Source organism: Aquabacterium sp., from assembly GCF_049317225.1.
GTDB lineage: Bacteria > Pseudomonadota > Gammaproteobacteria > Burkholderiales > Burkholderiaceae_C > Aquabacterium.
Genome location: NZ_JBMOIR010000005.1, coordinates 68,279 through 92,794 on the forward strand (window position 1 = coordinate 68,279; position 24,516 = coordinate 92,794).

Genomic DNA, 24,516 nt, shown 5'->3' on the forward strand with positions numbered 1-24,516 from the left:
GTGTCAGCGCACGCCAAACATCATGGTGTGGGCCAGCAGGCGCTTGGCCGGGCTGAAGGTTTGAACGGCCCCCAGGCCCAGGCCCCGCAGGGTCGCCAGGATGGGCGCTGGCCGGGTGAAGGTGCGTGCCAGGAAGTCGGTGGCGGCCACCAAGGTCAGTCGGTCGGGCTGACGCGTGCGCTCGAACTGGCCGAGCGCGCGTTGAAGCTGGCTGCGTCGCGTGCCCGCGTCGAGCAGGTTGGACCAGCTTTCGCGTTTGAGGGCGGCCAGCAGTTCGTGCACGTCACGCATGCCAAGGTTGAAGCCTTGGCCGGCCACCGGGTGCAGGGTCTGTGCGGCGTTGCCGATGCGCACGACCACCCCGTCGCTGACCAGTCGGGTGTGGGCGTTGAGGCCAAGCGGGAAGGCCTTGAGCGCCGACATCTGGCGGATGGTGCCCACGTCCGGATGGAAAAGGGTGTTCAGCAAGGTCAGACGCTGTGCGTCATGGAGTTCACGCACGGGGTCATCGCCTTGCTGCACGCACCACACCAGCGCGGCGCGTCGCCCGATCGGGCCGCCGGGTGTCACCTGGCCGGGGGGCAGGGGCAGCAGGGCAGCGGGGCCTGATGGCGTGAAGCGCTCGTAGGCCGTGCCCTCGGGGCTCTGCTCATCAAGCAGCACTTGCCCGACCCAGGCGGTTTGCTGGTAATCGCGGCTCACGCCTTCAGGCCAGCTCAGTTTGGGTTGATCGGCGAACACGCCCCCTTCGGCTACCACGGCCATGTCATACCGTTCGGCAATGTCGGCATCGATTTCCACGCCTCCGTCCACGGGCTTCAGCCCGCGAACGGGGGTGCTGAACCGCATGGCCAGGCGATGTTCGTCGGCATTCACGGCACGCAACCAGGCGGCTTGCAAGGGGGCAACGAGGGTGCCGTAACTGACGACGGCGCCCAGTTGAGGTACACGCTGCTCGGCCGCGCTGATGCGCACGACGGGCTGCTCCTTGCCGGGCCACAGGACCGTGGGTTGCTGTTGCGAGACGTGTACTGCGCGGATGGGCGCCGTGTGGCCGGTGGCGTCAATGGGGCCCCAAATGCCCATGCGGTGCAGCTCTTGCACGGTGCCTTGGGACAAGGCCAGGGTGCGCGCATCGGTGGACACATCTTTGTCGGCCGGGCGGGCATCGAACACGGTGATGCGGGCGGTGGGCAAGGCGCGCGCCGCTTGCAGGGCCAGGCTCAGGCCAGCGGGGCCGGCGCCGATGATGGCCAGACTGAGTTCAGGGGCGGACGTGTCGGAGGATTGCAAAGTCATGGTGCCGTCAAAGAGGAAGTGCGGGACTGCCTGATGTAAGTCTATTGTCCTGTGGTTTGACCCGGGCATAAGCGCCCAGTGACTTTCTATAATCCAGCGTTTGCCCTGAGTCAGGGCGTTTCGGATTTCTTGTCGCGTGACCACCACCTCATCCCCCGCCAGCTACCGCACCCTTTCGGCCGCCGACATGGCCGAAGTGGATCAGGTCATTCATCGCCGACTGTCGTCGCAGGTGGCGCTGGTCAATCAGATTTCGCATTACATCGTCAATGCTGGCGGCAAGCGTGTGCGACCCATGCTGCTTTTGCTGGTAGCACGTGCACTGGGTTCGGACAGCGCGGAGCGCTATGAGTTGGCTGCGGTGGTGGAGTTCATTCACACCGCGACCTTGCTGCACGACGATGTGGTGGACGAGTCGGATCTGCGTCGCGGTCGCAAGACGGCCAATGCCATGTTTGGCAATGCGGCCAGCGTGCTGGTGGGTGATTTTCTGTATTCGCGCGCCTTCCAGATGATGGTGTCGACCAATCGCCTGCGCGTCATGGAGGTGCTGGCGGACGCCACCAACGTGATCGCCGAGGGCGAGGTTTTGCAGTTGATGAACATGCATGACCCGGACATTTCGGTGGCTGACTACCTGCGCGTGATCGAATACAAAACGGCCAAGCTGTTTGAGGCCAGTGCACGTTTGGGTGCCCTGATCACCGATGCCTCGCAGGAAGTGGAAGAGGCCTGTGCTGCCTACGGGCGTGCTTTGGGCACGGCCTTCCAGTTGATCGACGATTTGCTGGACTATGAAGGCAGCACCGAGGCACTGGGCAAGAACATTGGCGATGACCTGCGTGAAGGCAAGCCCACGCTGCCTCTGCTGGCGGCGATGGAGCGCGGCACGCCGGAGCAGCGCGAGTTGATTCGCAGCGCCATCATCCACGGTGAAGTCGAGCGCATGCCAGAGATCGTGGCCGTGGTGAAAGCCACGGGGGCTCTGGAAGTGACACGCGAAGCCGCGCAGCAGCAAGCCGAGGCAGCCAAGCAGTGTCTGGACCTGTTGCCGCCGTCCGAGTTCAGGGAAGCTCTGCTACAATTGACGTTCGACTCGATTCACCGATCTTCGTGAGTTTTAGAGTCTTTTCGGGGTGTAGCTTAGCCTGGTAGAGCGCTACGTTCGGGACGTAGAGGCCGGAGGTTCGAATCCTCTCACCCCGACCAGATGCCTCTTGTCAATCAAGCACTTTTCAAGTGCAGACGGTCGAGCGGGTCGGTCTGGTGGCAAGCGACACTGGATGGTACGTAACGTACTTGTGCTCAAGTAGACCGAAAACGTGCTTTGACTTTGCTCTCGGCACGTGGGCAACGCCTCGGCATCCATCGATAACAGATTCGATTCCCCGCTTGCATCGCTGAATGACAGCTCCTGGGTGTGTGAGGCAGATTGGCTGCGCAACATTCAGCAGCGCATCGAGTCTGAGTGCCTCCGATGCTGATGCTGATGCTGATCGGTGGAAGTTTTGCTCTTCGTTGAGAACTTGACAACTTCATCAATTCAATAATAATCGAACAATGGAAGAGCAAGAAGTTGTCAAATCCCTCGCCGCACTGGCGCAGCCGGTCCGGTTGCGTGTGTTCCGGTCCTTGGTTGTCGCCGGTCCGGATGGGCTCACGCCAGGCGCGCTGACCGAGCAACTCGATGTGCCTGCCACCTCGCTGTCATTCCATCTCAAGGAATTGATGCATGCGGGACTCGTCTCCCAGGAGCGAGATGGGCGCCATCTGATCTACCGCGCCTCGTTTGAACGCATGGCCGACGTGCTGGGGTACCTGACCGAACATTGCTGCCAGGGCCAGCCTTGTAGTGCTACTGAAATCCCCACCAATGGCAAGCGCACCGCCCGTGCTTGCTCCCCGTGCTGACAGGAGACCGCCATGAAGCGCTTTCACGTTCATATCCACGTCGACGATCTGGCCCGCAACATCGATTTTTACTCCAAGATGTTTGGCGCTCAACCCGCACGAGTCGAGTCCGACTATGCCAAGTGGATGCTGGATGAGCCGGCAGTGAATTTCGCCATTTCCACGCGCGGCCAAGGGCACCTGGGCTTGGATCACTTTGGTATCCAGGTGGACAACGAGACGGATCTGGCCACTCTGAAGGCTCAGGCGCAGGCGGCGGATCTGGCGCTCATCGACGAGGGTGCCACGACCTGCTGCTACGCCCGCAGCGACAAGCACTGGGTGATGGACCCGCAGGGTCTCCCCTGGGAGCATTTCCGCACGCTGGGCACCATTCCAACTTTCCGGGAGTCACCAGATCTCACCCAAGAGGTCGGTGCGCCTGCAAGCACTGATGCCAGCCCATGCTGCACACCCGCCCCGCGCACCAAGTGCACCCCCATTCCCATCAAACAAGCCGGTTCGAGCTGCTGCTGACGCCACCATGACCACACACATTCTGATTCTGTGCACCCACAATTCCGCGCGAAGCGTCCTCTCTGAGGGCATGCTCAACCACCTGGCCCGCAAGCTGGGCAAAGATGTGCAGGCGCACAGCGCGGGCAGCGCCCCCAGTGGGCGCATCAACCCCTTTGCCGTTGAGGCGCTGAACCATGCCGGCATTGACACGTCGGCCTACCGCAGCAAGAGCTGGGATGAGTTCACCACGCCCGAGGCGCCGCCGCTGTCCATCGTGATCACCGTGTGCGACAGCGCTGCGGCCGAGGCCTGCCCCGTATTCTTTGGTGGTAACGGCCAGCCTGTGAAGGTGCATTGGGGCTACCCGGATCCTTCGAACGCAGAAGGTGGCGAAGAGGGCAAGCGCCGTGCTTTCGAGCTGACCCGTCAGGCTATTGGCTACAAGATGCTGCAATTGCTGGCCCTCCCACTGGACACCATGAACAAGTCCGAGTTGGCGGACGCCTTGGCTGTCATCGCGAAAAGCTGAGGTGGTCACGATGACTCAATCCAGCGCACAGCAAATGAGCGTCTTTGAGCGCTACCTCACGGTGTGGGTGTTCCTCTGCATCGTCGTGGGCATCGCATTCGGGCAGTTTGTGCCAGCGCCCTTTCAGGCTATCGGCCGCATGGAGGTGGCCAAGGTCAACCTGCCGGTGGGGCTGCTCATCTGGGTGATGATCATTCCGATGCTCATCAAGGTGGACTTTGGCAGCCTCTCTCAAGTCAAGGCGCATTGGCGGGGCATTGGGGTCACCCTGTTTGTGAACTGGGCGGTCAAGCCTTTTTCGATGGCCTTCCTGGGTTGGCTGTTCGTGCGTCAGGTGTTTGCGCCGTGGCTGCCCGCCGAACAACTCGACAGCTACATCGCTGGCCTGATCCTGCTGGCTGCTGCGCCGTGCACGGCCATGGTGTTTGTGTGGAGCCGGCTGACCAACGGCCACCCTCTGTTTACGCTCAGTCAGGTCGCGCTCAACGACACCATCATGGTGTTCGCCTTTGCGCCCATCGTTGGCTTGCTGCTGGGCTTGTCGGCCATCTCCGTACCCTGGGACACCTTGGTCACCTCGGTGGTGCTCTACATCGTGATTCCCGTCATCTTGGCGCAGGTCATCCGCAAGGCACTTCTGGCACGAGGCCCGGCAGCTTTCGATGCAGCACTGGCCAAAATCGGGCCTTGGTCGATTTCCGCCCTGCTTGCCACGTTGGTGTTGCTGTTTGCCTTCCAGGGGCAGGCCATCATGGCGCAGCCCATGGTCATCGCCATGCTGGCTGTGCCCATCCTGATTCAGGTGTTCTTCAATTCAGCCCTGGCCTATTGGCTCAATCGTCGAGTGGGAGAGTCACACAGCGTCGCCTGCCCCTCGGCGCTGATTGGCGCGAGTAACTTCTTCGAGTTGGCCGTGGCCGCGGCCATTAGCCTGTTCGGCTTCCAATCGGGTGCCGCCCTGGCCACCGTGGTGGGCGTGCTCATCGAGGTGCCGGTGATGCTTCTGGTGGTGCGCATCGTCAACCAGAGCAAAGGTTGGTACGAACTGGGGGCACGTCGCGCATGAGTGAGACCGGGGAATGGCCTTGCCTGATGCGAGCCTGGCATGCGCACGAGCGAGAACTGCATGCCTGGTTGGTGAATCGCCTTGACGACACCACGCTGGCACGTGACATCCTCCAGGATGTGTTCATCAAGGCCTTGCGCATGGGCGGCCAGTTCTGCGATGTGGCGAACGCCAGAGCCTGGTTGTTCGAGGTCACCCGCCATGCCTTGACGGACCAATGGCGCAAGCAGCGCCCCACAGAAGTTCTGGACGATGCCTTGCCGGAGCCGGATCAGGACCAGCCCGCTGCTGTCGACAGCCTGGCGAGTTGCCTGCCGCGTGTGCTGGCAGAACTCAGTGAAGCTGACCGCGATGCCATCACGCAGTGCGACCTCCATGGTATGAGCCAGGAGGCGTACGCGCAAAGAATGGGCATCACGCTGGCAGGCGCCAAGTCACGGGTCCAAAGAGCCAGAAGGCGCCTGAAGTCGCAGTTGATGGCCTCCTGTCGGATCGTCCTGGATGAACATGGATCGGTTTGCTGCTTCACGCCGAGACAGCACGCCTGAACCACGGATTTGACCAAGCCCTGCATCTTTTTGAATCTCGCTGCGTCTTCTTGTTGAAACCACCAAGGAGTTGCTCATGTGCATGGGATACGCCAAAGACATCAAGACCTGGGCTTGTTCTCAGGAAATCGGACGTCGAGATGCCGCGCTGCAGGAGTGGGGGGCGTTGTTGCGCCAGTCGGGCGAAGGCAGGCCAGTGCAGCCACCAGGCGCGGTATCTGAGCCAGCCGAGCCAGCTCACTCGTCGATTAAATCGACTCCCCTTGAGCAAGTCGTTTGACGAGCTGACACGGGTGCAGGAGGCTGGCGAAATGACGACATCGACCTTGAAGCCCCAAAGTGCCATGCCGCTGGTTCGCTGGGTGTTGCGCCTGTCTGTGTGGATGCCAGCTTGGTGGTTGGCTTATGTTCACCTCACGGACTTCGCAGACGCCGTCATCTCGGCTCTGGGGTTGACGCGCAAAACCGCACTGGGTGAGGCGGTGCACTTTTTCTTTTACGACACTCCCAAGGTACTTTTGCTGCTGACGGGTGTGGTGTTCGTGATGGGTGTGGTGCAGACTTTTTTTGCACCCGAGCGCACCCGTGCTCTGTTGGCCGGACGAAGAGCGGGGGGTGGCAATGTGCTGGCGGCACTGCTGGGCATCGTCACGCCGTTCTGCTCATGCTCGGCGGTACCTCTGTTCATTGGCATTCTCTCTGCGGGCGTCCCGCTGGGCGTGACCTTCTCGTTCCTGATTTCCGCCCCCATGGTCAACGAAGTGGCGCTGGTCATGCTGTTGGGTATGTTCGGCTGGAAAGTGGCCGCACTCTATCTGGCCCTTGGCTTGGCGGTGGCCATCGTGGCGGGACTGGTCATCGGTCGGCTGAGCATGGAGCGGTACCTTGAGGAGTGGGTTCAGGCCGTGGCCAATGGGCAAGGCGGGGGCGGTTATGAAGGTAAGCGCCAAGACTGGGTTCAACGCCTGGAGGCCGGGGGCCACCATGTGCGCGAAATCGTTGGCAAAGTGTGGCCCTACGTGTTGGCGGGCATCGCGCTGGGTGCCGGCATTCATGGCTACGTGCCGGAAGATTTCATGGCTTCCATCATGGGCCGCGATGCTTGGTGGTCAGTGCCTGTTGCGGTGCTGCTGGGCGTACCCATGTACACCAACGCGGCAGGGATCATCCCCATTGTTCAAGCCTTGCTCGGCAAGGGCGCAGCGCTGGGCACTGTGCTGGCGTTCATGATGAGTGTCATTGCCTTGTCCGCGCCCGAAATGATCATTTTGCGAAAGGCCCTCAAGCCTCAGCTCATTGCAACGTTTGCGGGCGTAGTGGCCATTGGCATCCTGCTGGTCGGCTACATCTTCAACCTCGTGCTTTGACAGCACTGCGAACCTCGATAAGGAAACATCATGAAGGACATCAAGGTACTGGGCTCCGGGTGTGCCAGCTGCAAGAACACCATTGCACTGATCGAGGCGGTTGCGCAGGAGGCGGGTGTGGGTGTGCAGGTCGAAAAGGTGCAAGACATGGCGGCCATCATTGGCTACGGCGTGATGGCCACGCCAGGCGTTGTTGTGGATGGCAAAGTGGTCCATGCTGGTGGGGTTCCAAGTCGCGACAAAATTCGAGCCTGGCTCGACTGAATTCACCGGTTTGCATAGCGCCAACACGTCAATCACATCCGATGAAGCTGCTCTCCAATCCCACCCGCTACGTCTTTTTCACCGGCAAAGGAGGCGTTGGGAAGACGTCCTTGTCCACCGCCACGGCCATCCAGCTCGCTGACGCTGGCCTGCGCGTTTTGCTGGTCAGCACGGACGCTGCTTCGAACCTCGATGAAATGCTCGGCGTGCCGTTGCGAAACGCCCCGACGCCCGTACCGGGTGTGCCCGGGCTGTCCGTCCTCAACATCGACCCGGATGTGGCAGCAGAGCGCTACCGTCAGCGCGTGCTTTCGCAGATGGAAGGCAGCAGCACCGAGCAAGAACGTGAGACGGTTCGTGAACAGCTCTCAGGAGCTTGCACGACCGAGATCGCGTCGTTTGACGAGTTCTCCAGTCTGCTGAGCGACGGCGCAGCAAGCTACGACCACGTGGTGTTCGACACCGCGCCAACTGGCCATACCCTTCGCCTGCTCAGCTTGCCCAAGGCCTGGAGTGGATTCCTCAAGGGCAACGATCGAGGCGCATCGTGCCTGGGTCCGCACTCGGGGCTGAAGATGCAAGAGGCGCGCTTTAACGCGGCGCTGGCCGCCTTGAGCGACGACAAGAAAACGACCGTTGTGCTGGTTGCCCGAGCCGACAAGGGGGCCCTGAACGAAGCAGCCCGCACGTCGGGCGAATTGCGAGAACTCGGTTTGCGACAACAGTACCTGGTGGTGAATGGCGTGTTCCGCGCGACCGCACCAGGGGACGCGGTTGCCGAGGCTTTGGAAGCGTTGAATCAAGAGGCGTTCCAAAGCATGCCGGAGTCGCTGAAGGTGCTGCCGCAAATCACCGTTCCCCTTCGTGCGTTTGACACCGTTGGCCTGAAAGCACTGCGCGCCTTGCTCGACGACGAAGCTGCACGGACCCTGACGCCAGCCGTGGATGTGCACGAAGGCGACTGGGCAGCCGATGACGTACAGAAATTGGTCGATGAACTGGCCGCCCCGGGTAAAGGGCTCATCATGGTGATGGGCAAGGGCGGCGTCGGCAAGACGACCATCGCGGCCGCTTTGGCCGTGGGACTGGTGCGGCGGGGCCATGCGGTGCACCTGAGTACCACCGACCCAGCCGCCCACTTGGCATCGACGCTGGAGGGACTGCTTCCTGGCCTGGACGTGAGCCGCATTGACCCGAAGGTGGAGACGCAGCGCTACATCGACAAGATCATGGCATCACGTGGGGCTGAGCTCGACGAGCAGGAGAAGGCGCTGCTGCTGGAAGACTTGCAGTCGCCTTGCACGGAAGAGGTGGCCGTGTTCCACGCGTTCTCACGCACGGTGTCTTCTGCGCGCAGTGCGTTTGTGGTGCTCGACACGGCCCCGACCGGGCATTCACTGTTGTTGATGGACGCCACGGGCGCCTACCACCGTCAGATGACCCGTGAGTTTGAAGGCAAGTCCACGGCGCATGTGGTGACCCCTTTGATGCGACTGCAGGATCCCAACTACACCCGCATCATTCTGGTGACTTTGCCTGAGACCACCCCGGTTTCACAGGCCGCGGCGTTGCAAGACGACCTTCGTCGGGCTCGGATCGAGCCTTACGCCTGGGTGGTGAACAAATCCATTCTGGCCACGCACACACGAGACCCGGTTCTGAGGGCGCGACTGCAAGGGGAGCGTCGGCAGTTGGCGCGCATCGCTGACGGTCTGGCGACCAGAACTTTCGCGATCCCTTGGACAGCAAACCCTCCCGTAGGCGTTGCCGGACTGGAGCACTTGCTGGACGGCTGAAGCCACTTTCACAGAGGAGCCTGCCAGCTCGCCCCATGGTGCTGGGTCACCGGTTGTGAAAATGTACCGATTTCTTGAAGATCGGTGTGCCGGTGCGCGACAAACAGTCCGGTCGGACGACGGCCCCACCACCCGCCGAAATGGTGCTTGCACATGGAAGAGCCCCCCGCAAAGGCGCTGTGTTGAGGGGGGGGCAAGGGAATACCCGACTGTTGAATGCCACAGTTGGTCTCCCGAATCGTTGCCCGTATCTTTCGCCCCTTCGTTTTTCCGCACAACGGGAAACCTCTTGTTGCATGCACGCCGGACGGGCGAGAACGGGATCGGTCGCATCAGCCATTGGTGCATGACAGAAGAGGGTGACGACCGACAAAGCACGATTCAACATGACCACTTACGCACGTACGGCATTGGGTAAGGCCGCACTGTCCAGCAACAGCGCTGACCTGCCACGAAAGCTGCGCACGCTGCTCATTGCCATAGACGGACGAACTGACTCCACAGCGTTCGAGCGCAATTTGTCTTCTTTTGGTGATGTGTCGGCTTTGCTGGATTCACTCAAGACGGCTGGCTACATCGAAGAGTCGAACGCGGGCCTGTTCAGGTCGAATCCAAATCCCAAGTTGACGAAGAGCGGATCACCTCGATTGGCTCGATCGTCCGCTTCGTCATCGGATTTCAGAGCTGGCGATGGCCGCTTTGCAAGCGAGTTCCGTGCTTACCGTGCTGTGTCTCAGACCTATCAGCCGGCGAATGGTGCGATGTTTGCCGGAGGCGGCGACGAAAAGGCCAGCCTGGCCAATGCTCAACTCAAGGCTGCCGTTAGCCTGATGAGCGATTTTGTGGCCGAGCATCTGCCAGCCCAGGCGCTGGAGATCGTGATCGAGCTGGAGCCGTTGTCGTCAGTTGAAGCGCTGATTCGAAGTCTGGATGACTACGAGCAACTGATCAAGCCTGCCGGCACCGACAAAGGCCTGAAGCACATGCGAGAGCTGCGCGCCATTTTGACCAGCGAGTGAGCCCTCTGACGATTGCACTTCTTCTTGTTCTTGTGCTCCATCGAACCCATTTACCCTCATGCTGATCCGACTCATCTATGCCAGCACGGCCAACGACGCCGTGGACATCAACGAATTCAAGCGCATCTTGCTTCAAGCGCAAACCAATAATCAGCGCCGGGACCTGACCGGCATGCTGGCGTTCAACAGCAAGATTTTTTTGCAGGCGCTTGAAGGCGATCGTGATCAGGTGAACGACCTGTATGGTCGTTTGATGCGTGATCCTCGCCACCACAGCCTGGCGGTGCTGAAAGCGGGAGAAATCGAAGAGCGCCATTGGTCAAACTGGTCGATGGGCTTTGCCGCCCCCACAGCAGACAACCGGGCGCTGTTTCTCAAGCACTCCACCCAAAGCACGTTCAATCCTTACGGGATGAAAGCGGATGCGGTTGAGAAGATGCTCATGGAGCTTTCGAATACCGTTTTGTCGATGAAGGCGCCACCCAAGGCTGCCGAACCGGCCAATGAGGGAGGACTGTTCGCGCGCTTTCTCAAGAAGTGAGCGAAACCGGCCATGCAAGAAGCATTAGCCAGCGTCGTCTTTCAACGCACACCGCGGGCATCCGAGATGCTGCGCAAGTCGCCAGATGAGGTGCCTCGCCGACTGCGGACCTTGTTGCTGGCCATTGATGGGCGATCCAGCGTTGAGCAGTACGTTCCCTTCCTCCCCAACCAGACCCCCTTGTCACCCAAACTGAGGGAGTTGGAGACGATGGGGCTGCTTCAGCGAAAAGGCGAGCCGGCTCCTGTGGTCAAGATCGGCGCCGACTCGCCTCCAGCATCCATGCCAATCCAGCTGCCAGTTGTGAGCGCAACAAGTGGCGAACTGGATTACGTCACCTTATTGGCCATTGAGGTGCTGTTTCAGCCGCAAGCCCCGATCTCGCCGACTGTGTCGCGTTCGGGAGGGGCTCCTGGCGAGCGCCCCACACTGAGAGGTGTGCTGTCAGAGATGGAGCGTTTTGTTGCTCGATTCAAGGGCATGGAAGGGCTGCCGCTGACGCTGATGTTTGAGCAGATACGCTCTGTCCAGCAGCTGCGCGCCGAGTTGCCCGACTACGCTCGGTTGCTGGCGCCGTATGGTTCAGCAGCGGAGCACCATCTCGCTTTGATTCGCTGGTGGTTGGATCGCATGTGCGATTAGGTGGGGTGCTGGTCGGTGTATTTGGTCTGAACATCTTTGACCATGTCGACTTGTGACGCCAGTGCCTGAACGCACTCGGCATCCAGTTTGCCTTCACCACTCAGTCTTCGCAGTTCTTCAAACGCCTGCGGCAAAGGCCATTCGGCTTTGTAGGGGCGCTCGGACGTGAGTGCATCAAAGATGTCGGCCACGGCCACAATGCGCGCTTCAAGCGGGATGTCGTCTCCTTGCAAGGCTTTCGGGTAGCCTGACCCGTCCAGCATTTCGTGGTGGCAGGCGATGATGTTGCGCAGAATGCTGGAGTCCGGAAAACGGTGCTGCGAGTTGTCGCCGATGATGCGGTCAATGATGGCGACACCTTTTTCGACGTGTGCGTTCATGGTACGACGCTCGTCCTCATCCAGCTTGCCGGGCTTGAGCAGGATCCGATCAGGGATGCCGATCTTGCCAATGTCGTGCAGCGGTGCAAACAGGAAGATGGCCTCGGTGAACTCATCGTCCAAACCGTAGGTGGGCGCCACCTTGCGAGCAATCAGTCGCGCGTAGTGCGCCATGCGGTCGAGATGCGCGCCGGTTTCAAAGTCCCGGACCTCGGTGAGTTGTCGCGCCACACGGGTGGATTCGACCACCATGCGGATCGCGGCCAGCTCACCGGACACCAGCATGCTGATCAGGCTCGTGTACAGCACCAGATCACGCTGCACCTGAGGTGTGAAGGCGCCCGCCTGCATCGAGTCAAAGAAAATGAATCCCAGCAACTGAGCGTTGTCGTAGAACGGGACGGTGAATGACGATCGGTAACCTTGCTCGCGCAACCACTGCGAGTGGGTGGAATTGGAGTGAATGGCCTGTTCGATGTCGTCCAGCACACGGAAGTTACCCTTCTGCGCCAGTTCGAACAAGGCTGCACTCTGGCTGAGCCGCGCTTCATAGCCCTGAATGGCTGTGCCTTGGCGGGTGCTGTTGATGTAGGTTTTGAGCGTGTCGTCTTTCGACTCGTAGAGCGTGCAGGCAATGCGGTCGACGCCGGGTATGGTTTGCAACAGGCGCGAGTGCAGTGCTGACAGACGTTCTGACAGTGTCCCTGTGTTGCTGATGATGGCTTGTGCTGCGAGGTTCATGTTGATCGCGCACCTGGTTGGACCGGTGGGTGCCGTGATGAAACACATGTTCGAGCACGCTATCACCAACCGCCATGAGGTGGTAGTCGGATTGCCCGGAGTTTGAGAATTTCAGCGCAACTCAGCGGGCATGTTGAAGCACTTGTTGACCCAGATTCAATTGTTGGCCCATCAGTGCAGCACCTTGTCGCGACAGGTGTCCGATATCCCGGTAGACAGGTGTGCCGTGCATCAGACTGTGGCACATGCCTTGAGCGCAGTTGAAGTTGGCCAGATCGATGACGTCGATGTGAGCGATCGTGACCAGGTCGGACATCAGTGTGCTGACATCATGCTGGCGCTGCCTGGATGCCGCGAGCGAGAAGTCGCAATGGGCATCTACTTGCTGACTGACGGTGAGCAGCCCCAGCGCTCGCCGTTCGGCACATACACCCAGATCCACATCGGTACCGAGTGACGGTGGCGGCGAGATGAGCACCACCTTTTTGTGCAGAGCGCGCAAACGGTCCACCGTACGGGCCAGTGACTGCGCAATGGTCTTGGTATCTGGCGTGATGGCTTGCCCCTGCGCATTCACCACCGGGTCGTCAAACAGGTATTGCCAGCGTGATGAAAGCACCACGTATTCAACCTGCGGTGTGTGAGCCAGCCATTGCAGGACCGATTCGTTGAAGGCCATGCAGCGTCGGGCCCGGTCAGCAGGGTCATCGGGCATCAGGCGGGCCATGTCCAACAGAGGGGCGCAAACACTGCGCGTGGCCTGGATGACGCCTTGGTTGTTCGGCGATGATGCCTGAAAGCCTGCGATCAGATGCATCGCATAACTGTCACCCCAGACCAGGGTGCGTGCTGGCCCATGGGTTTGGCAGGCAGCTTTGGGTGCAAAAGCGGTTTCGTACTCGCAGCTTGGGCCAAAACCAAAATTGGGTTGCAAGGCTTGTGACCACTGTTGCCCGGCTGGTTGCTCCATGCGCCAGATCAGCACCGCACAGGCCATCGCCATGGGGATGCCCAGCCAGAGCAGCTGCCGACCGAGCCCGTGCCAGGTGTCGACCTTGCGAAACGGTTGCTCCACGTATCGGTGCGACAGCCAGGCCAGCGGGAAGGTCAGTCCCAGCAAGGCCAAAGACACCTGCGCGGGCAAGCCATCCAGCCAGACGTGTCGGGCCAGTGCGAGCACAGGCCAGTGCACCAGGTACAGCGAGTAGGACACATCACCGATCCAGACCATGGTGCGCATGGGGCGGTTGCTTTGGTTGAGCACCGATGACGGCCACAGGATCAGGACGGCGGTGGCCAGGCACACCAAGAGGGCATCGGTGCGAGGGTGAACGTCATCCCAGCCCCAGATCAAGCTGGCGGCCATGAGGGGGATGGCGAGCCAGGCACTGTCTACGCGCAGCCATGGCCATGGGCGCAGGCCTTGCCTTAACGCGGGCAGGGCGCAGAGGGAGCCCATCATCAACTCCCAGGCGCGAGACGGCAGCAGGTAGAACGACGCAGACGGTGCACGGTCGTTCATCCACAGGCACAGACCCGCGCTCATCAGGGTCAGCGTGAGCAGCGCCCTGCCACGCCAGCGCTGCCCGGCCCAGATGAGCACCACGGGCAGGACGAAGTAATACTGCTCTTCCAGTGCCAGCGACCAGGTGTGGAGCAAGGGCTTGAGGTCGGCACTGCTGTCAAAGTAGCCACTTTGCAGCCACAGCACGATGTTGGCGCTGAAGCTCATGGCCCCACCCAGTTGCGCGGCGTAGTCCTTCAATGCCGCTGGTCCCAGGATCCATGGGGCAGCCACGGTGGTGGCCAGCAGGGTCGCCCACGCGGCGGGGAGAAGCCGGCGCGCACGCCGCAGGTAAAACGTGCTGGCGCTGAAGCGCGCCTGATCCAGGCTGTCGATGATGACCCGGGACATCAGAAAGCCCGAGATCACAAAGAAGATGTCGACGCCCAGAAAGCCTTTGTCCAGGCCCGGCAAATCGAAGTGGAAGATCAAGACGGACAGGACTGCGACGGCCCGCAGGACTTGGACGTCGGTTCTCAAGGAATGCATGGCCCGAATTATCGAGCTCAGGCTGGGTCTGCCAGCGCGGCTTGCAGCATGTCCAGAAAGACGCGGGTTTTCGCAGGCATCAGTTTGCGACCCGGAAAAACGGCCCATGCCGTGTGTGAAGGCAGGCACCAGTCGGGCAGCACACGGCGCAGTTCGCCCCGAGCGACCAGCGGGCGCGCAAACTGATCTGGCGCTGCGGCGATGCCGCACCCCGCACGTGCCATGAGGATGAGCAGTTCTGGCGAGTTGGCGTGGACACGGCTGGGTGGGGTGCCTTCCCAGCGTGTCTGCCCTTGCGTGAGCGTCCAGGTGTGGCGCTCCATCGATCGGCTGGGCAGTTGCACGGTCTGATGTTGAAGCAAGTCGGTGGGTTCACGAGGCTCTCCATGTTCGGCCAGATAGTGGGGCGAGGCATACAAACCGTTTTGAAAGACGATCAGGCGACGTGCTGCCAGCAGGTTGTCGTCGGGCAGTTGCCCCATGCGAATGGCCACATCAAAGCCTTCACCCAGCAGATCTACGCGACGCGGCGACAGATCCAACTCCAGCGTGATGTGGGGGTACATGGCCACAAACGCGGCCAGATGTTCTTGCAGCAGCAAGGTGGCAAAGTCGCTGGGCATTGACACGCGCAAGCGACCGCCGGGTGCGGCCTGGCGGTGCTCACGCAAGGCCGCAACGGCGTCGACCTCGGTGGCCACCTGGCGTGCGTGCTCCAGCAGTTGCAAGCCGAACTCGGTCAATGTTTGCCGGCGCGTGGTGCGCAACAGCAGGCGCTCACCCACCTGATCTTCCAGCAAGCTGATGCGCCGTGACACGGTGGATTTGGGCAACCCCAGCCGGTCGGCCGCGCGACTGAAGCTGCCAAGGTCCGCGACGCGCGCAAAGATCAGCAGGTCGTTGGGTTCAATGTGAGGTGCCGCTTGAATTGATTGTTCCATTTTTGGAATGATGATGCCCATTCAGAGGTCTTATCAAGTGTTTTCTTGATCAATACAGTAAGCACATCGCAATTCACTTTGGAGCTCACCATGAAGATCCTGCAAATCAACGCCAGCGCTCGCACCGAAGGCGCCAACTCCACTCGCGTGGCCAACCGTGTGACCGAGCGTCTGCTGGCTCAAAATCCGGGTGCCTTGGTGACCGTGCGTGACTTGGCGGTGACGCCTCACCCTGTGCTGGATGGGGCAGCGTTGGGCGCACTGTTCACACCCACAGAACAACGCACCCCCGCGCAAGCGGCACGCGTGGCCATGGACGATGCCCTGATTGCCGAAGTGCAAGCCCACGACGTGATCGTGCTGGGCGTGCCGATGTACAACTTTGGGGTGCCGGTGCAACTCAAGAGCTGGTTTGACGCGATTGCCCGTTCGGGCGTGACGTTCCGCTACACCGCCAACGGTCCCGAGGGGCTCATCAACGGCAAAAAGGTGTTTGTCGCGTTTGCGCGCGGTGGCATCTATCGCGGCACGCCAGCGGATTCGCAGACGCCTTACATCCAGACCATCCTGGGCTTCCTGGGCATGACCGATGTGAAGTTCATCTTTGCTGAGGGCTTGAACATGGGCCCGGAAGCCGTCGAGAAGGGCTTTGCACAAGCCGAAGCCGATTTGAATGCCGCATTGGCCTGATCATCAGGTCAGGTCAGCCCTGCTGACCCGCTGAAGGACGTATTTGCTGAGGAGCCTGCCATGACACAACTTGTTCAAACCGAAGTGGTGAGCCACTCCCGTCAAGTGGAACAGCAGGTCGCTGGTCATCCCACGTCAGACGGCGCGGGTGTCAAGCTCAACCGGGTGCTCACCCACCAATGGCAGCGACGCCTGGACCCATTCCTGATGCTGGACGCCTTTGGCAGCGACAAGCCCGATGACTACATCGCAGGCTTCCCGGATCACCCGCACAGGGGCTTTGAAACGGTGACCTACATGATTGCCGGGAGGATGCTGCATCGAGACAGCGCCGGGCATGAAGGTTTGCTGGAAAACGGCGACGTGCAGTGGATGACGGCTGGGCGAGGGCTGATCCATTCCGAAATCCCTCAGCAGGAAGACGGCGTGATGGAAGGTTTTCAGCTGTGGCTGAACCTGCCAGCGAAAGACAAGCTGTGCGAGCCTTGGTACCGCGATATTGCCGCAGACGCATTGCCCCGATTCAGCAATGGTCAGGGCGCAGAGGTCACGGTGATTGCCGGCCACTCCCACGGGGTCACGGGCGCCGTGACGCGTGAGGTGACCGCGCCGCTGTACCTGGATGTCCACATGACATCTGGGGGGCAATTTGCACAACGCTTGCCGGCCGAGCACAACGCATTCATCTACGTGTACCGCGGCAATGTGTCCGTTGCCGGGCAGTCCGTGCCGGTGCAGCGCATGGCCATCTTGTCCAACGATGCGGTGTCCGATGGCGTGACCGTGCAGGTCACAGGTGATGCTCGTTTTCTGTTGATCGCGGGGCGGCCATTGCGTGAGCCCATCGTGCAGTACGGCCCTTTTGTGATGAACTCCCAACAAGAGATCTACCAGGCCATTCAGGACTTCCGAGAAGGGCGTATGGGTTGAGGACCCATCCCACCTTGGGAAGGCATTGATAACCATCTGTCTTGGATGGTTATTTTTGCCTCAATTAAATCGCACACGATTAAATCGCTGATGATTTGAAAATCACATCCACGAATCGGACAACCATGACAGCTTTTTACGACTTGAGCGCGCAAAGCCTGCAAGGCCAGCCCATTGACATGCGAGCCTACGAGGGCAAGGTGGTGCTGGTGGTCAACACGGCCAGCAAGTGCGGCTTCACGCCGCAGTACGCCGGCCTGGAAACTTTGTACGAGCAGTACAAGGATCAGGGGTTGGTCATCCTGGGCTTTCCGTGCAATCAGTTTGGTAACCAAGAGCCGGGCAATGCCGACGATATCAAGTCGTCGTGCCTGATCAACTACGGTGTGAGCTTTCCCATGTTTGCCAAGGTGGACGTGAATGGGCCGGCGGCGCATCCTGTTTTCAATTACCTGACACAGGCTTTGCCCGGTTTCCTAGGGCGTCGCATCAAGTGGAACTTCACGAAGTTCCTCATCGGACGCGATGGGCGTCCCGTCAAACGCTTTGCCACCCTCACCAAGCCTGAGAAACTGGAACCCTACATTCGTCGCGCCCTGGGATTGGCATGAGTACGCGTGAATCGGTTGACCCTCAGTTGCTGGAGAACCAGTTGTGCTTTCCGCTGTACGCGGCAGCGCGACTGGTGACCCGGCTGTACCAGCCCTTGCTGGAGCCCTTGGGGTTGACCTATCCGCAGTACATCGTCCTGATGATTTTGTGGGCCGATGCGCCGTGCTCGGTCTCGCACATCGGTGAGCGAGCCAAATTGGCGTCCAACACGCTGACGCCTTTGCTCAAGCGCATGGCCGAGCAAGGCTGGGTGAGACGTGAGCGTGCGCAAGACGACGAACGGGTGGTGCACATTCATCTGACGGAATCGGGCCTGGCGCTGAAGGCGCAATGTGCCTGCATCCCTCAACAACTGCTGGCCAAGATCGGGTATCCGATGGACGAAGGCCGGGCACTCAAAGGCAGTCTGGACCGGTTGGTGCAGCACTTGCTGGCGCTGGATGCTGCGGGCTGACGGCACAGCCGGCACTCAAGCCGCTGCAAAAGACGAGACGCGATTGCGTCCTTCCTTCTTGGCTTGGTACATCGCCACGTCCGCCTGCTGCTGAATCGCCTGCATGGGTTGTGGATCGCGGTCGCCGCAGGCCACACCAATGCTGGCCGTGATGGTCAGGGGCGTGTTGTGGTTCACCACGGGTTGCGTCCGCTCGATGGCCAGTCGCAGTGACTCGGCCAACCTGATGGCGCCAGCCTGGTCCGTGTGTGGCAGGAAGATGGAGAACTCTTCGCCACCAATTCGCCCCACCAGATCGCTGCGTCGAATCTGTTGCGTGAGCGTGTTGGCAACCACCTTGAGCACCTCGTCGCCTGCGGCGTGGCCGTAGGTGTCATTGATGCGTTTGAAGTGATCCAGATCCACGAACAGCACGGCGTACGGTTGTTTTTGTCGGGCGCAGGCATGAATCTGGTGGTCGCACGCAGCGTAATAGGCGCGTGCGTTCATCAGGCCTGTCAGAGGGTCATGACTGGCCAACTGGCGCAACTGCACGTTGTAGCGTTGCATGCGGTGAAAGTACGACAGGGACCGGTCGACGTAAGCATGGAAGAACACGCCCAGGTACAGCAAACTCAGGACACCTGTGGCCAATGCGTTGGACGAGTACGGTGCGTCCAGATGAGCGTTGCCCAGCAGGAATCCCAGCACCGTCCCCATCGTGACACACCACCCCGCTGTGGCCCCCAGCATGATGAAGGTGCCGGGCACGTTCACGTAGAACCAGAGTACGCGTAGTTCGTCGGAGGGGACATAGATGGCTGATGATGTGTATTCCAGCAACCCAACGATTTCGTAGGTCCAGGCAATCGGCATCAACCAGCGAGGACGGTTGCGCAAGCAAAGCCACAGGACGGTGGCCGTGCTGGTGAACACGCACATGGACCAGAAATGGGGCCACCCGATCGGGTTGACTTTCGTCAGCGTGCCCGCGATGAACAGCGCAGTGAAGAACGCCCCCGACACCATCAGCAAAATCAGCAACTTGTAGCGGAATGCCAAGTCTTCTTCTGATTCAGAAAAGGACACATTGCCGAACAGCAAGCGGGTCAGGGCGGACAGGCAGGGGTGGACAGACAGGCGGGCCATGGTTGCAGCAGGGACATCCAAGTTCCTAGTAGACAACGATGGCGCATCGGGTTCAAGTCCTGCGAGGCAAGAGCGCCTTGGCAGCTTCGATCCGCAGTGCCATGTCGATCGACGGATCATTCATCACACGCAGCAAAAAGGTTTTGGGATCATGCTCTGCGAATGCGCAGGCAACAGGCTGCGCTTCGGCGAAGGGCGCCGCTGCTGCAGGCGCGCACCACAGCGCCTTGCTTTGCGACCATGCGGCGCTCGAGATGCTGCGCAGTTGACCCAGCATGTCAGCCTGCGCGTCGTCACCGGGCTGAAGGTCGAGCCAAGGGGTGTCTTCGAACACCGGTGCCAGGTCGCGTGCAATGAACGCTGACCATTGCTCTGTCTGCACTGGCTGAGGTGGCAAGGACGGGCGGACCGCTTCTGCGTCGGGGGACACTGTGGGCCAACAACGAATGTGTTTGGCGGGCATGTCCGTCAGGTATTTCTGGCACAACGCATTCAGCGCGTGTGCACCGTCCGCCACCGGGATGGCGACCTGAACTGAAAACCACAGTTGAAAGCCATCGACCCCGTTGACAACGATGGCCGGCGCGGGCCAGGCCAGGTCTTCTTGCACCCCCTCCCAGAGTCTGACGAGGTGATGCCAGGCCGCGTGGTGCCTGACCTCCACGCACAACGCTTGCGTTGTGATGCTGCTGTCTTGCGGTGCGGCGCCATAGAGACGCTGTAATTCGGTGACCAGTCGGCTCATGGTGTCTCAGGCAGTAGGCAGCAGTGCCAGCACCTTGTCAGCCGGGCGGCACAAGGCCGTGCCTTTGTCCGTCACCACAATGGGGCGATTGATCAAGGCAGGATGCGCAGCCATGAAGTCCAGCAGTTGATCATCCGACCATTTGGGGTCAGCCAGGCCCAATTCCTCATAGAGCTCCCCTTTGGCGCGCAGCACATCGCGGACGCTGCCGCCAGTCGCCTCGATGAGTTGAACCAACTCCGCACGTGACGGCGGGTCTTCCAAATAGAGGATCACTTCAGGCTCCATGCCTGCATCGCGGATCATGCCCAGCACAGTGCGGGACGTGCCGCACTTTGGATTGTGAAAAATCTTGACAGAACTCATGGTGAAACAGGGGCCAGGATGATCGCCCAAGGTGGTCTCAGGATTGCACGGATGCGGGAGCCGTGAAGGCATAGCCCAGTTGGTGGGCCGTGCGGATGGGCAGCGATTCTCCCAGCACATCGGCGGCTTTTTTTCGCAACCGTGTCACCAGGACGCTGAGTCGCTCACTCCCTTGCGCGGATCGCAAGCCGAAGACTTCCTGCAGCAACTCTTTTTTGGACACCACCGAGCCATTGGCTCGAATGAGTTGCTGCATCAATGCAAATTCCTTGGTGGTCAGCGGCAGCGCACCGCCTTGTGGGGTGAGCAGGGTCCAAGTCTGCATGGAGAGTCGCCAGGGGACCTCGTCATTCGTGGTTGACGCAGGGGCGCTGTCGGGGATCACCGTCTCTGGCGGCGGAGATCCTGCTTGATGCCGTCGGTGGGCGGCCGCGTCAACGTTGGCGGCCAGTTCCCGGAAATCCACGGGTTTGACCAGGTAGCGGTCTGCGCCAGCCTTGAGTCCCAGCAGCCGGTCATCCAGCATCACCCGCGCGCTGACGATGATGGTGGCCACGCGGGGATTTTTACTGAGCACCTCGGCAATGGTCAGCCCGTTGTCGCCAGGCAAACCAATATCCAGAATGACCACATCGACCGGCTCAGCCGCGAACCGGACATAGAAGTCACGGGCGTTGGACACGCCCCATGTGGGGTAGCCCTCGCCAGAGAGGTATTCCTGCGTGCTGGCCAGTTGATCCGGATCGTCTTCAACAATCGCAATACGAGGCTTCATGTAACGAGATCAGGTGACAAGGTGTTGAGACCGGGGAATGGAGAGTGTGAACATACTGCCCACGCCTTCCTGACTATCGACGGAAATGCTGCCTTGGTGCAATTCACAAATTCGACGTACCAATGACAAACCCAAGCCTGCACCGGGTTTGCCTTGTGCACCGCGTCCACGGTGGTACTTTTGAAAAATGTCGCTGATTTCGTCGGCAGCAATGACGTGCCCCCTGCAGCCATACCAATCAGTTGTAGAGAGGACCAGGGTTTTGCAGGTTAACCGATCCTTCATCTTCTGATGGATTGGTGGTTCGGTGTTTGGCTGCGAATGCTGCCGCGTGGATGGGGCGTTCCGTGCGGCTGCATCGAGGTCACCGAAGCTGGGCGGAGAATCTGATCAAAGTCGAAGAGGCACGGGGGCGAACCGAGCAGGTCCAGCGGTTGAGACAGATGCTCGCCGGCAAGCAGTCGCTTAGCGAGGTGCTTCCTGCGGAGTCAGCTGATTCGATTTGATGCTCAGCCAGTCCATCAGTGATTGCACGGCACCATCCAGTGTCTCAGATGCACCGCTCAAGATCAGTCCGGGTTGCTCGGGTGGCTCATAAGGGCTGTTGATCCCAGTCATATTGGGGATCAGGCCTTGGCGCGCCTTTTTGTAGAGGCCTTTCACGTCCCGTGCTTCGCAGACTTCCAGCGGGGTGTCGACATACACCTCCAGGAATCGATCCGAACCGATCAGTTCGCGAGCCATGTCACGCTCTTTGCGAAAGGGCGAGATGAACGCAGTCATCACCACCAGCCCTGCGTCGACCATCAGTTTGGCCACCTCGGCAATGCGCCGAATGTTCTCGACGCGGTCGGCATCGGTGAATCCGAGGTCCTTGTTCAACCCTTGTCGGATGTTGTCGCCGTCCAGTATGTACGTGTGCCAGCCCTGCTCGTGCAAGGACTGCTCCAGCGCGTTGGCGAGTGTGGATTTACCTGACCCGGACAAACCGGTGAACCACAACACACAGCCGGGGTGTCCATTGAGTTGCTCACGATGGTGTCGTTGCACGCTCAGCGCTTGGGTGTGCAGGTTCTCCGCCCGTCGCAGGATGTGCTTGAGTTCAACCGATGCCAGCGTGCGGCCCAAGCCCTCGTCGAGCAGGCTTAGCGTTTGTCCGGCTTGTATGGGTGTGCTGGTGGCAATGTTGCAGATGGCGGTCTCGTTCCGCTGCAGTGTGGTGCAGGGCAGATGACCACCTGTGGCAGGGTCGATCTTGTACTTGATGCGCGTCACGCTCAGTGTGTGCGCGGCCCCTTGCATGCGAAACAGGTATTCACGGCCAGCCAAACCAGCCTCGCTGTCGTGCCATTGCACAAGCGCCTCGAACTGTTCACTCAGGATGTCGGAAGGGGACAGAGCGGTCGACATGATTTACAAAGGGCTGTTCAGGTGGCGCCAACATCCTACGCGTCAGCAGCGGGGCTTGAAACCGCAGGAACCCCAGTCAGCGCAGCCAGCGCCATGGACACGATGCGTGCCTGCGTGGTGACGTGTACGGTGTAGTGCGGGGCTTGCACGCGTGCCATGGAAATGCCGCAACTGTCTGAGACGATCACCGTGTGGTCACAGGCCGGTAGCACGGCATCCAGTACCTCGGTCATCACCTTGGCCATGGGCTGTGGATGCTCCGGCTGAGACTGGCGCAAGTTGGATCCAGCAATGATCGCGACGTCAAAGCGAGGCAGGGGCAGTCCGGTATAGAGCACGCTGTCATCCTGGATGCTCAGCACCATGGCATCCATGGCTCTCTCGAGCATCAGGAGTTTGCCGGCTGCATACGCAGTTTGAATGCCCGGTGACAGGCGCTCACCACCAAGGCGGACACCTCGCTGATCAAAGTAGCCCAAGCGTGGATAAGCCTGAGACAGTGCCTGTTCAAGTTGAAGGTGCAAGTCATCCTGTGTGCGTGCACCAATGACCAGGACGGTCGGCACGCGACCTTGCCCTTCAACCAACTCATGCAGGATGTGTGCGTACAAATGAGGTGCGGTGACCGCGCCCAGTTGTGGCTGGGCGTTGACTTCGCAGATGGACCCGCCGATCTCAAACCATGAGCGACCAATGTCTGGAATCAGCAAATCGATGCCTGCCAGATCCAGTTGGAGCGCTTGTGCAGCGCGGATGGCCAGTTTCGCGTTATCGGGGTGGACCTGATCCAACACGGCAACGGGCATCCCACCTGTCCCGACATTGGCCGTTCTGCGCAGCCGAATGAACGCGCCGGGCTTGGGGATGCTTGCCTTCGAGAGCCCAGCCTTGTCCAGCAACGCTTGAGCCTCATCATCCCAATCCAGGCGCTTCAACGGGGCGGCCGGGCCCACGCCACGGCGTGGGTCTGCATTCAACGTGTCAAGCAAGGCTGCGATTGAATGCACGCCATCTCCCGTGACACCACCCGGCACGCGCTCGACGGCCCACAACAATTCACCGTTGAAAACGGTGAGACGGAAGTCGCGACCGTGAACGTGCTTCTCAACCAGAACATTGCCGGACATCGCCTTGGCGATCTCGTAGGCTTTGCGTACCTCGGCTTCGTTGTCCAGTCCCGCGGCCACCCCCGCGCCGCCATCAAGGTCCATGGGTTTGACGACGACTGGATAGCCTAAACGTGTGGCAACTTGAACGGCTTCGCTGGCACTGCGGGCGATGCTGTGTTGCGGGACGGGGAGTCCGGCTTGCTTGAGCAAGCTGGCTGCCCATTGTTTGTGTCGGGCAATCTTTGTCGAGATGTTGGGGGTGGCATCCGTGAAAGTGCTGTCCAGCCAACGTCCTCGACGACCAAAGCCAAATTGATAGACCTCGACACCTAAACTCTGAACGGGGATGCCTGCCTCAAAAGCAGCTTGCAAAAAACGCGGGGTGTTCGCGCTAATGGGTGCAACGCCTCGTAAAGCATCACTGATGGTCCGCACATGGGTGAGCCAGTCAAATGGCTCGGTGTTCGGGGCTTCAATGGCCTGCCTCAGCGCTGTGACGGCTTCGGTGAGCGCGCGCTTGCCGACTTCAGATTGACCCGGCATGGATGGCACGATCAGAAGCGGTGGGGCATCAGACGCGCTGTCCTGCTTCAAGCTGATCAACTGGGGGGGCTCAAAAATGGGCAGGCCCGCCGTCTTGAGGACGTGGCAAGCCCAGTGCGCGACCCAGAGTGAGCATTTCTCTGTCAGAGACAGCTTGCC

At 60.4% G+C, this 24,516-nt stretch carries 27 protein-coding genes and 1 tRNA gene; 17 read left to right on the forward strand and 11 right to left on the reverse strand.

Going from position 1 to position 24,516, the window contains the following annotated elements; translation table 11 throughout:
- Positions 1 to 3: 3 nt before the first annotated feature.
- Entirely contained in the window at positions 4 to 1,299 is a 1,296-nt protein-coding gene (locus tag ACOYNB_RS05615) for an FAD-dependent monooxygenase (RefSeq protein WP_422838150.1), read from the reverse strand.
- Positions 1,300 to 1,435: 136 nt separating this feature from the next.
- On the opposite strand from ACOYNB_RS05615, the gene ispB reads away from it, so the two are divergent.
- The 13 genes from ispB to ACOYNB_RS05680 all read left to right on the forward strand — a co-directional run bounded on the left by ispB (position 1,436) and on the right by ACOYNB_RS05680 (position 11,480).
- Positions 1,436 to 2,416: an octaprenyl diphosphate synthase gene (ispB, locus tag ACOYNB_RS05620; RefSeq protein ID WP_422838151.1), complete on the forward strand. Its 981-nt coding sequence runs from the start codon at positions 1,436 to 1,438 to the stop codon at positions 2,414 to 2,416.
- Positions 2,417 to 2,431: 15 nt separating this feature from the next.
- Positions 2,432 to 2,508: transfer RNA gene (locus tag ACOYNB_RS05625), tRNA-Pro, on the forward strand.
- A gap of 351 nt (positions 2,509 to 2,859) precedes the next feature.
- Positions 2,860 to 3,210 carry an ArsR/SmtB family transcription factor gene (locus ACOYNB_RS05630; protein ID WP_422838152.1) on the forward strand — a complete coding sequence of 117 codons (351 nt, stop codon included), beginning with the start codon at positions 2,860 to 2,862 and terminating at the stop codon, positions 3,208 to 3,210.
- Positions 3,211 to 3,222: 12 nt separating this feature from the next.
- Positions 3,223 to 3,726: an ArsI/CadI family heavy metal resistance metalloenzyme gene (locus tag ACOYNB_RS05635; RefSeq protein ID WP_422838153.1), complete on the forward strand. Its 504-nt coding sequence runs from the start codon at positions 3,223 to 3,225 to the stop codon at positions 3,724 to 3,726.
- A gap of 7 nt (positions 3,727 to 3,733) precedes the next feature.
- Entirely contained in the window at positions 3,734 to 4,237 is a 504-nt protein-coding gene (locus ACOYNB_RS05640) for an arsenate reductase ArsC (RefSeq protein ID WP_422838154.1), read from the forward strand.
- A 34-nt stretch (positions 4,238 to 4,271) separates the two neighbouring features.
- The gene (gene arsB / locus ACOYNB_RS05645) at positions 4,272 to 5,303 is read left to right on the forward strand and encodes an ACR3 family arsenite efflux transporter (RefSeq protein ID WP_422838252.1); all 1,032 of its coding nucleotides are present in this window, start codon (positions 4,272 to 4,274) and stop codon (positions 5,301 to 5,303) included.
- Positions 5,300 to 5,851: an RNA polymerase sigma factor SigZ gene (gene sigZ / locus ACOYNB_RS05650; protein WP_422838155.1), complete on the forward strand. Its 552-nt coding sequence runs from the start codon at positions 5,300 to 5,302 to the stop codon at positions 5,849 to 5,851. Before arsB ends, sigZ begins: the two co-directional genes overlap by 4 nt.
- 311 nt (positions 5,852 to 6,162) lie before the next feature.
- A complete protein-coding gene (locus tag ACOYNB_RS05655; protein ID WP_422838253.1) occupies positions 6,163 to 7,218 on the forward strand; it encodes a permease in 1,056 nt (351 codons plus the stop codon).
- A gap of 30 nt (positions 7,219 to 7,248) precedes the next feature.
- The gene (locus tag ACOYNB_RS05660) at positions 7,249 to 7,482 is read left to right on the forward strand and encodes a thioredoxin family protein (RefSeq protein WP_422838156.1); all 234 of its coding nucleotides are present in this window, start codon (positions 7,249 to 7,251) and stop codon (positions 7,480 to 7,482) included.
- A 41-nt stretch (positions 7,483 to 7,523) separates the two neighbouring features.
- Positions 7,524 to 9,278 carry an arsenical pump-driving ATPase gene (gene arsA, locus ACOYNB_RS05665; protein WP_422838157.1) on the forward strand — a complete coding sequence of 585 codons (1,755 nt, stop codon included), beginning with the start codon at positions 7,524 to 7,526 and terminating at the stop codon, positions 9,276 to 9,278.
- Positions 9,279 to 9,664: 386 nt separating this feature from the next.
- Positions 9,665 to 10,297 carry a hypothetical protein gene (locus tag ACOYNB_RS05670; protein ID WP_422838158.1) on the forward strand — a complete coding sequence of 211 codons (633 nt, stop codon included), beginning with the start codon at positions 9,665 to 9,667 and terminating at the stop codon, positions 10,295 to 10,297.
- Positions 10,298 to 10,355: 58 nt separating this feature from the next.
- Entirely contained in the window at positions 10,356 to 10,838 is a 483-nt protein-coding gene (locus ACOYNB_RS05675; RefSeq protein WP_422838159.1) for a BLUF domain-containing protein, read from the forward strand.
- 12 nt (positions 10,839 to 10,850) lie between these two features.
- Complete coding sequence (locus ACOYNB_RS05680) at positions 10,851 to 11,480, forward strand: hypothetical protein (protein ID WP_422838160.1); 630 nt, start codon at positions 10,851 to 10,853, stop codon at positions 11,478 to 11,480.
- Here the strand turns inward: ACOYNB_RS05680 and ACOYNB_RS05685 are convergent.
- From ACOYNB_RS05685 to ACOYNB_RS05695, 3 genes are all read right to left on the reverse strand, one after another.
- Complete coding sequence (locus ACOYNB_RS05685) at positions 11,477 to 12,601, reverse strand: HD domain-containing phosphohydrolase (protein WP_422838161.1); 1,125 nt, start codon at positions 12,599 to 12,601, stop codon at positions 11,477 to 11,479. The two genes, ACOYNB_RS05680 and ACOYNB_RS05685, sit on opposite strands and share 4 nt — an antisense overlap.
- A gap of 121 nt (positions 12,602 to 12,722) precedes the next feature.
- A complete protein-coding gene (locus tag ACOYNB_RS05690) occupies positions 12,723 to 14,654 on the reverse strand; it encodes an acyltransferase family protein (protein ID WP_422838162.1) in 1,932 nt (643 codons plus the stop codon).
- Between the two features lie 17 nt (positions 14,655 to 14,671).
- Positions 14,672 to 15,595, reverse strand: coding sequence for a LysR substrate-binding domain-containing protein (locus ACOYNB_RS05695; RefSeq protein WP_422838163.1), 924 nt, complete (start codon positions 15,593 to 15,595; stop codon positions 14,672 to 14,674).
- Between the two features lie 90 nt (positions 15,596 to 15,685).
- On the opposite strand from ACOYNB_RS05695, the gene ACOYNB_RS05700 reads away from it, so the two are divergent.
- The 4 genes from ACOYNB_RS05700 to ACOYNB_RS05715 all read left to right on the forward strand — a co-directional run bounded on the left by ACOYNB_RS05700 (position 15,686) and on the right by ACOYNB_RS05715 (position 18,281).
- Positions 15,686 to 16,285 (forward strand): FMN-dependent NADH-azoreductase, encoded by a 600-nt coding sequence (locus ACOYNB_RS05700; protein ID WP_422838164.1) that lies wholly within the window; start codon positions 15,686 to 15,688, stop codon positions 16,283 to 16,285.
- Between the two features lie 60 nt (positions 16,286 to 16,345).
- A complete protein-coding gene (locus ACOYNB_RS05705; protein WP_422838165.1) occupies positions 16,346 to 17,215 on the forward strand; it encodes a pirin family protein in 870 nt (289 codons plus the stop codon).
- Positions 17,216 to 17,340: 125 nt separating this feature from the next.
- Positions 17,341 to 17,826, forward strand: a complete 486-nt coding sequence (locus tag ACOYNB_RS05710; protein WP_422838166.1) for a glutathione peroxidase — start codon at positions 17,341 to 17,343, stop codon at positions 17,824 to 17,826.
- The gene (locus ACOYNB_RS05715; RefSeq protein WP_422838167.1) at positions 17,823 to 18,281 is read left to right on the forward strand and encodes a MarR family winged helix-turn-helix transcriptional regulator; all 459 of its coding nucleotides are present in this window, start codon (positions 17,823 to 17,825) and stop codon (positions 18,279 to 18,281) included. The genes ACOYNB_RS05710 and ACOYNB_RS05715 overlap by 4 nt, the downstream gene beginning before the upstream one ends.
- 15 nt (positions 18,282 to 18,296) lie before the next feature.
- Here ACOYNB_RS05715 and ACOYNB_RS05720 read toward each other — a convergent pair whose 3' ends face one another.
- The 7 genes from ACOYNB_RS05720 to ACOYNB_RS05750 form a co-directional block, all read right to left on the reverse strand.
- Complete coding sequence (locus ACOYNB_RS05720; protein ID WP_422838168.1) at positions 18,297 to 19,409, reverse strand: GGDEF domain-containing protein; 1,113 nt, start codon at positions 19,407 to 19,409, stop codon at positions 18,297 to 18,299.
- 52 nt (positions 19,410 to 19,461) lie between these two features.
- Positions 19,462 to 20,154, reverse strand: coding sequence for a hypothetical protein (locus ACOYNB_RS05725; protein ID WP_422838169.1), 693 nt, complete (start codon positions 20,152 to 20,154; stop codon positions 19,462 to 19,464).
- A gap of 6 nt (positions 20,155 to 20,160) precedes the next feature.
- A complete protein-coding gene (gene arsC / locus ACOYNB_RS05730; protein WP_422838170.1) occupies positions 20,161 to 20,520 on the reverse strand; it encodes an arsenate reductase (glutaredoxin) in 360 nt (119 codons plus the stop codon).
- Between the two features lie 37 nt (positions 20,521 to 20,557).
- Complete coding sequence (locus tag ACOYNB_RS05735; RefSeq protein ID WP_422838171.1) at positions 20,558 to 21,295, reverse strand: response regulator transcription factor; 738 nt, start codon at positions 21,293 to 21,295, stop codon at positions 20,558 to 20,560.
- A 9-nt stretch (positions 21,296 to 21,304) separates the two neighbouring features.
- Positions 21,305 to 21,580 (reverse strand): sensor histidine kinase, encoded by a 276-nt coding sequence (locus ACOYNB_RS05740; RefSeq protein WP_422838172.1) that lies wholly within the window; start codon positions 21,578 to 21,580, stop codon positions 21,305 to 21,307.
- A 180-nt stretch (positions 21,581 to 21,760) separates the two neighbouring features.
- Entirely contained in the window at positions 21,761 to 22,705 is a 945-nt protein-coding gene (cysC, locus tag ACOYNB_RS05745; RefSeq protein ID WP_422838173.1) for an adenylyl-sulfate kinase, read from the reverse strand.
- Positions 22,706 to 22,740: 35 nt separating this feature from the next.
- Positions 22,741 to 24,357 carry an acetate--CoA ligase family protein gene (locus ACOYNB_RS05750; RefSeq protein ID WP_422838174.1) on the reverse strand — a complete coding sequence of 539 codons (1,617 nt, stop codon included), beginning with the start codon at positions 24,355 to 24,357 and terminating at the stop codon, positions 22,741 to 22,743.
- Positions 24,358 to 24,516: the final 159 nt, after the last annotated feature.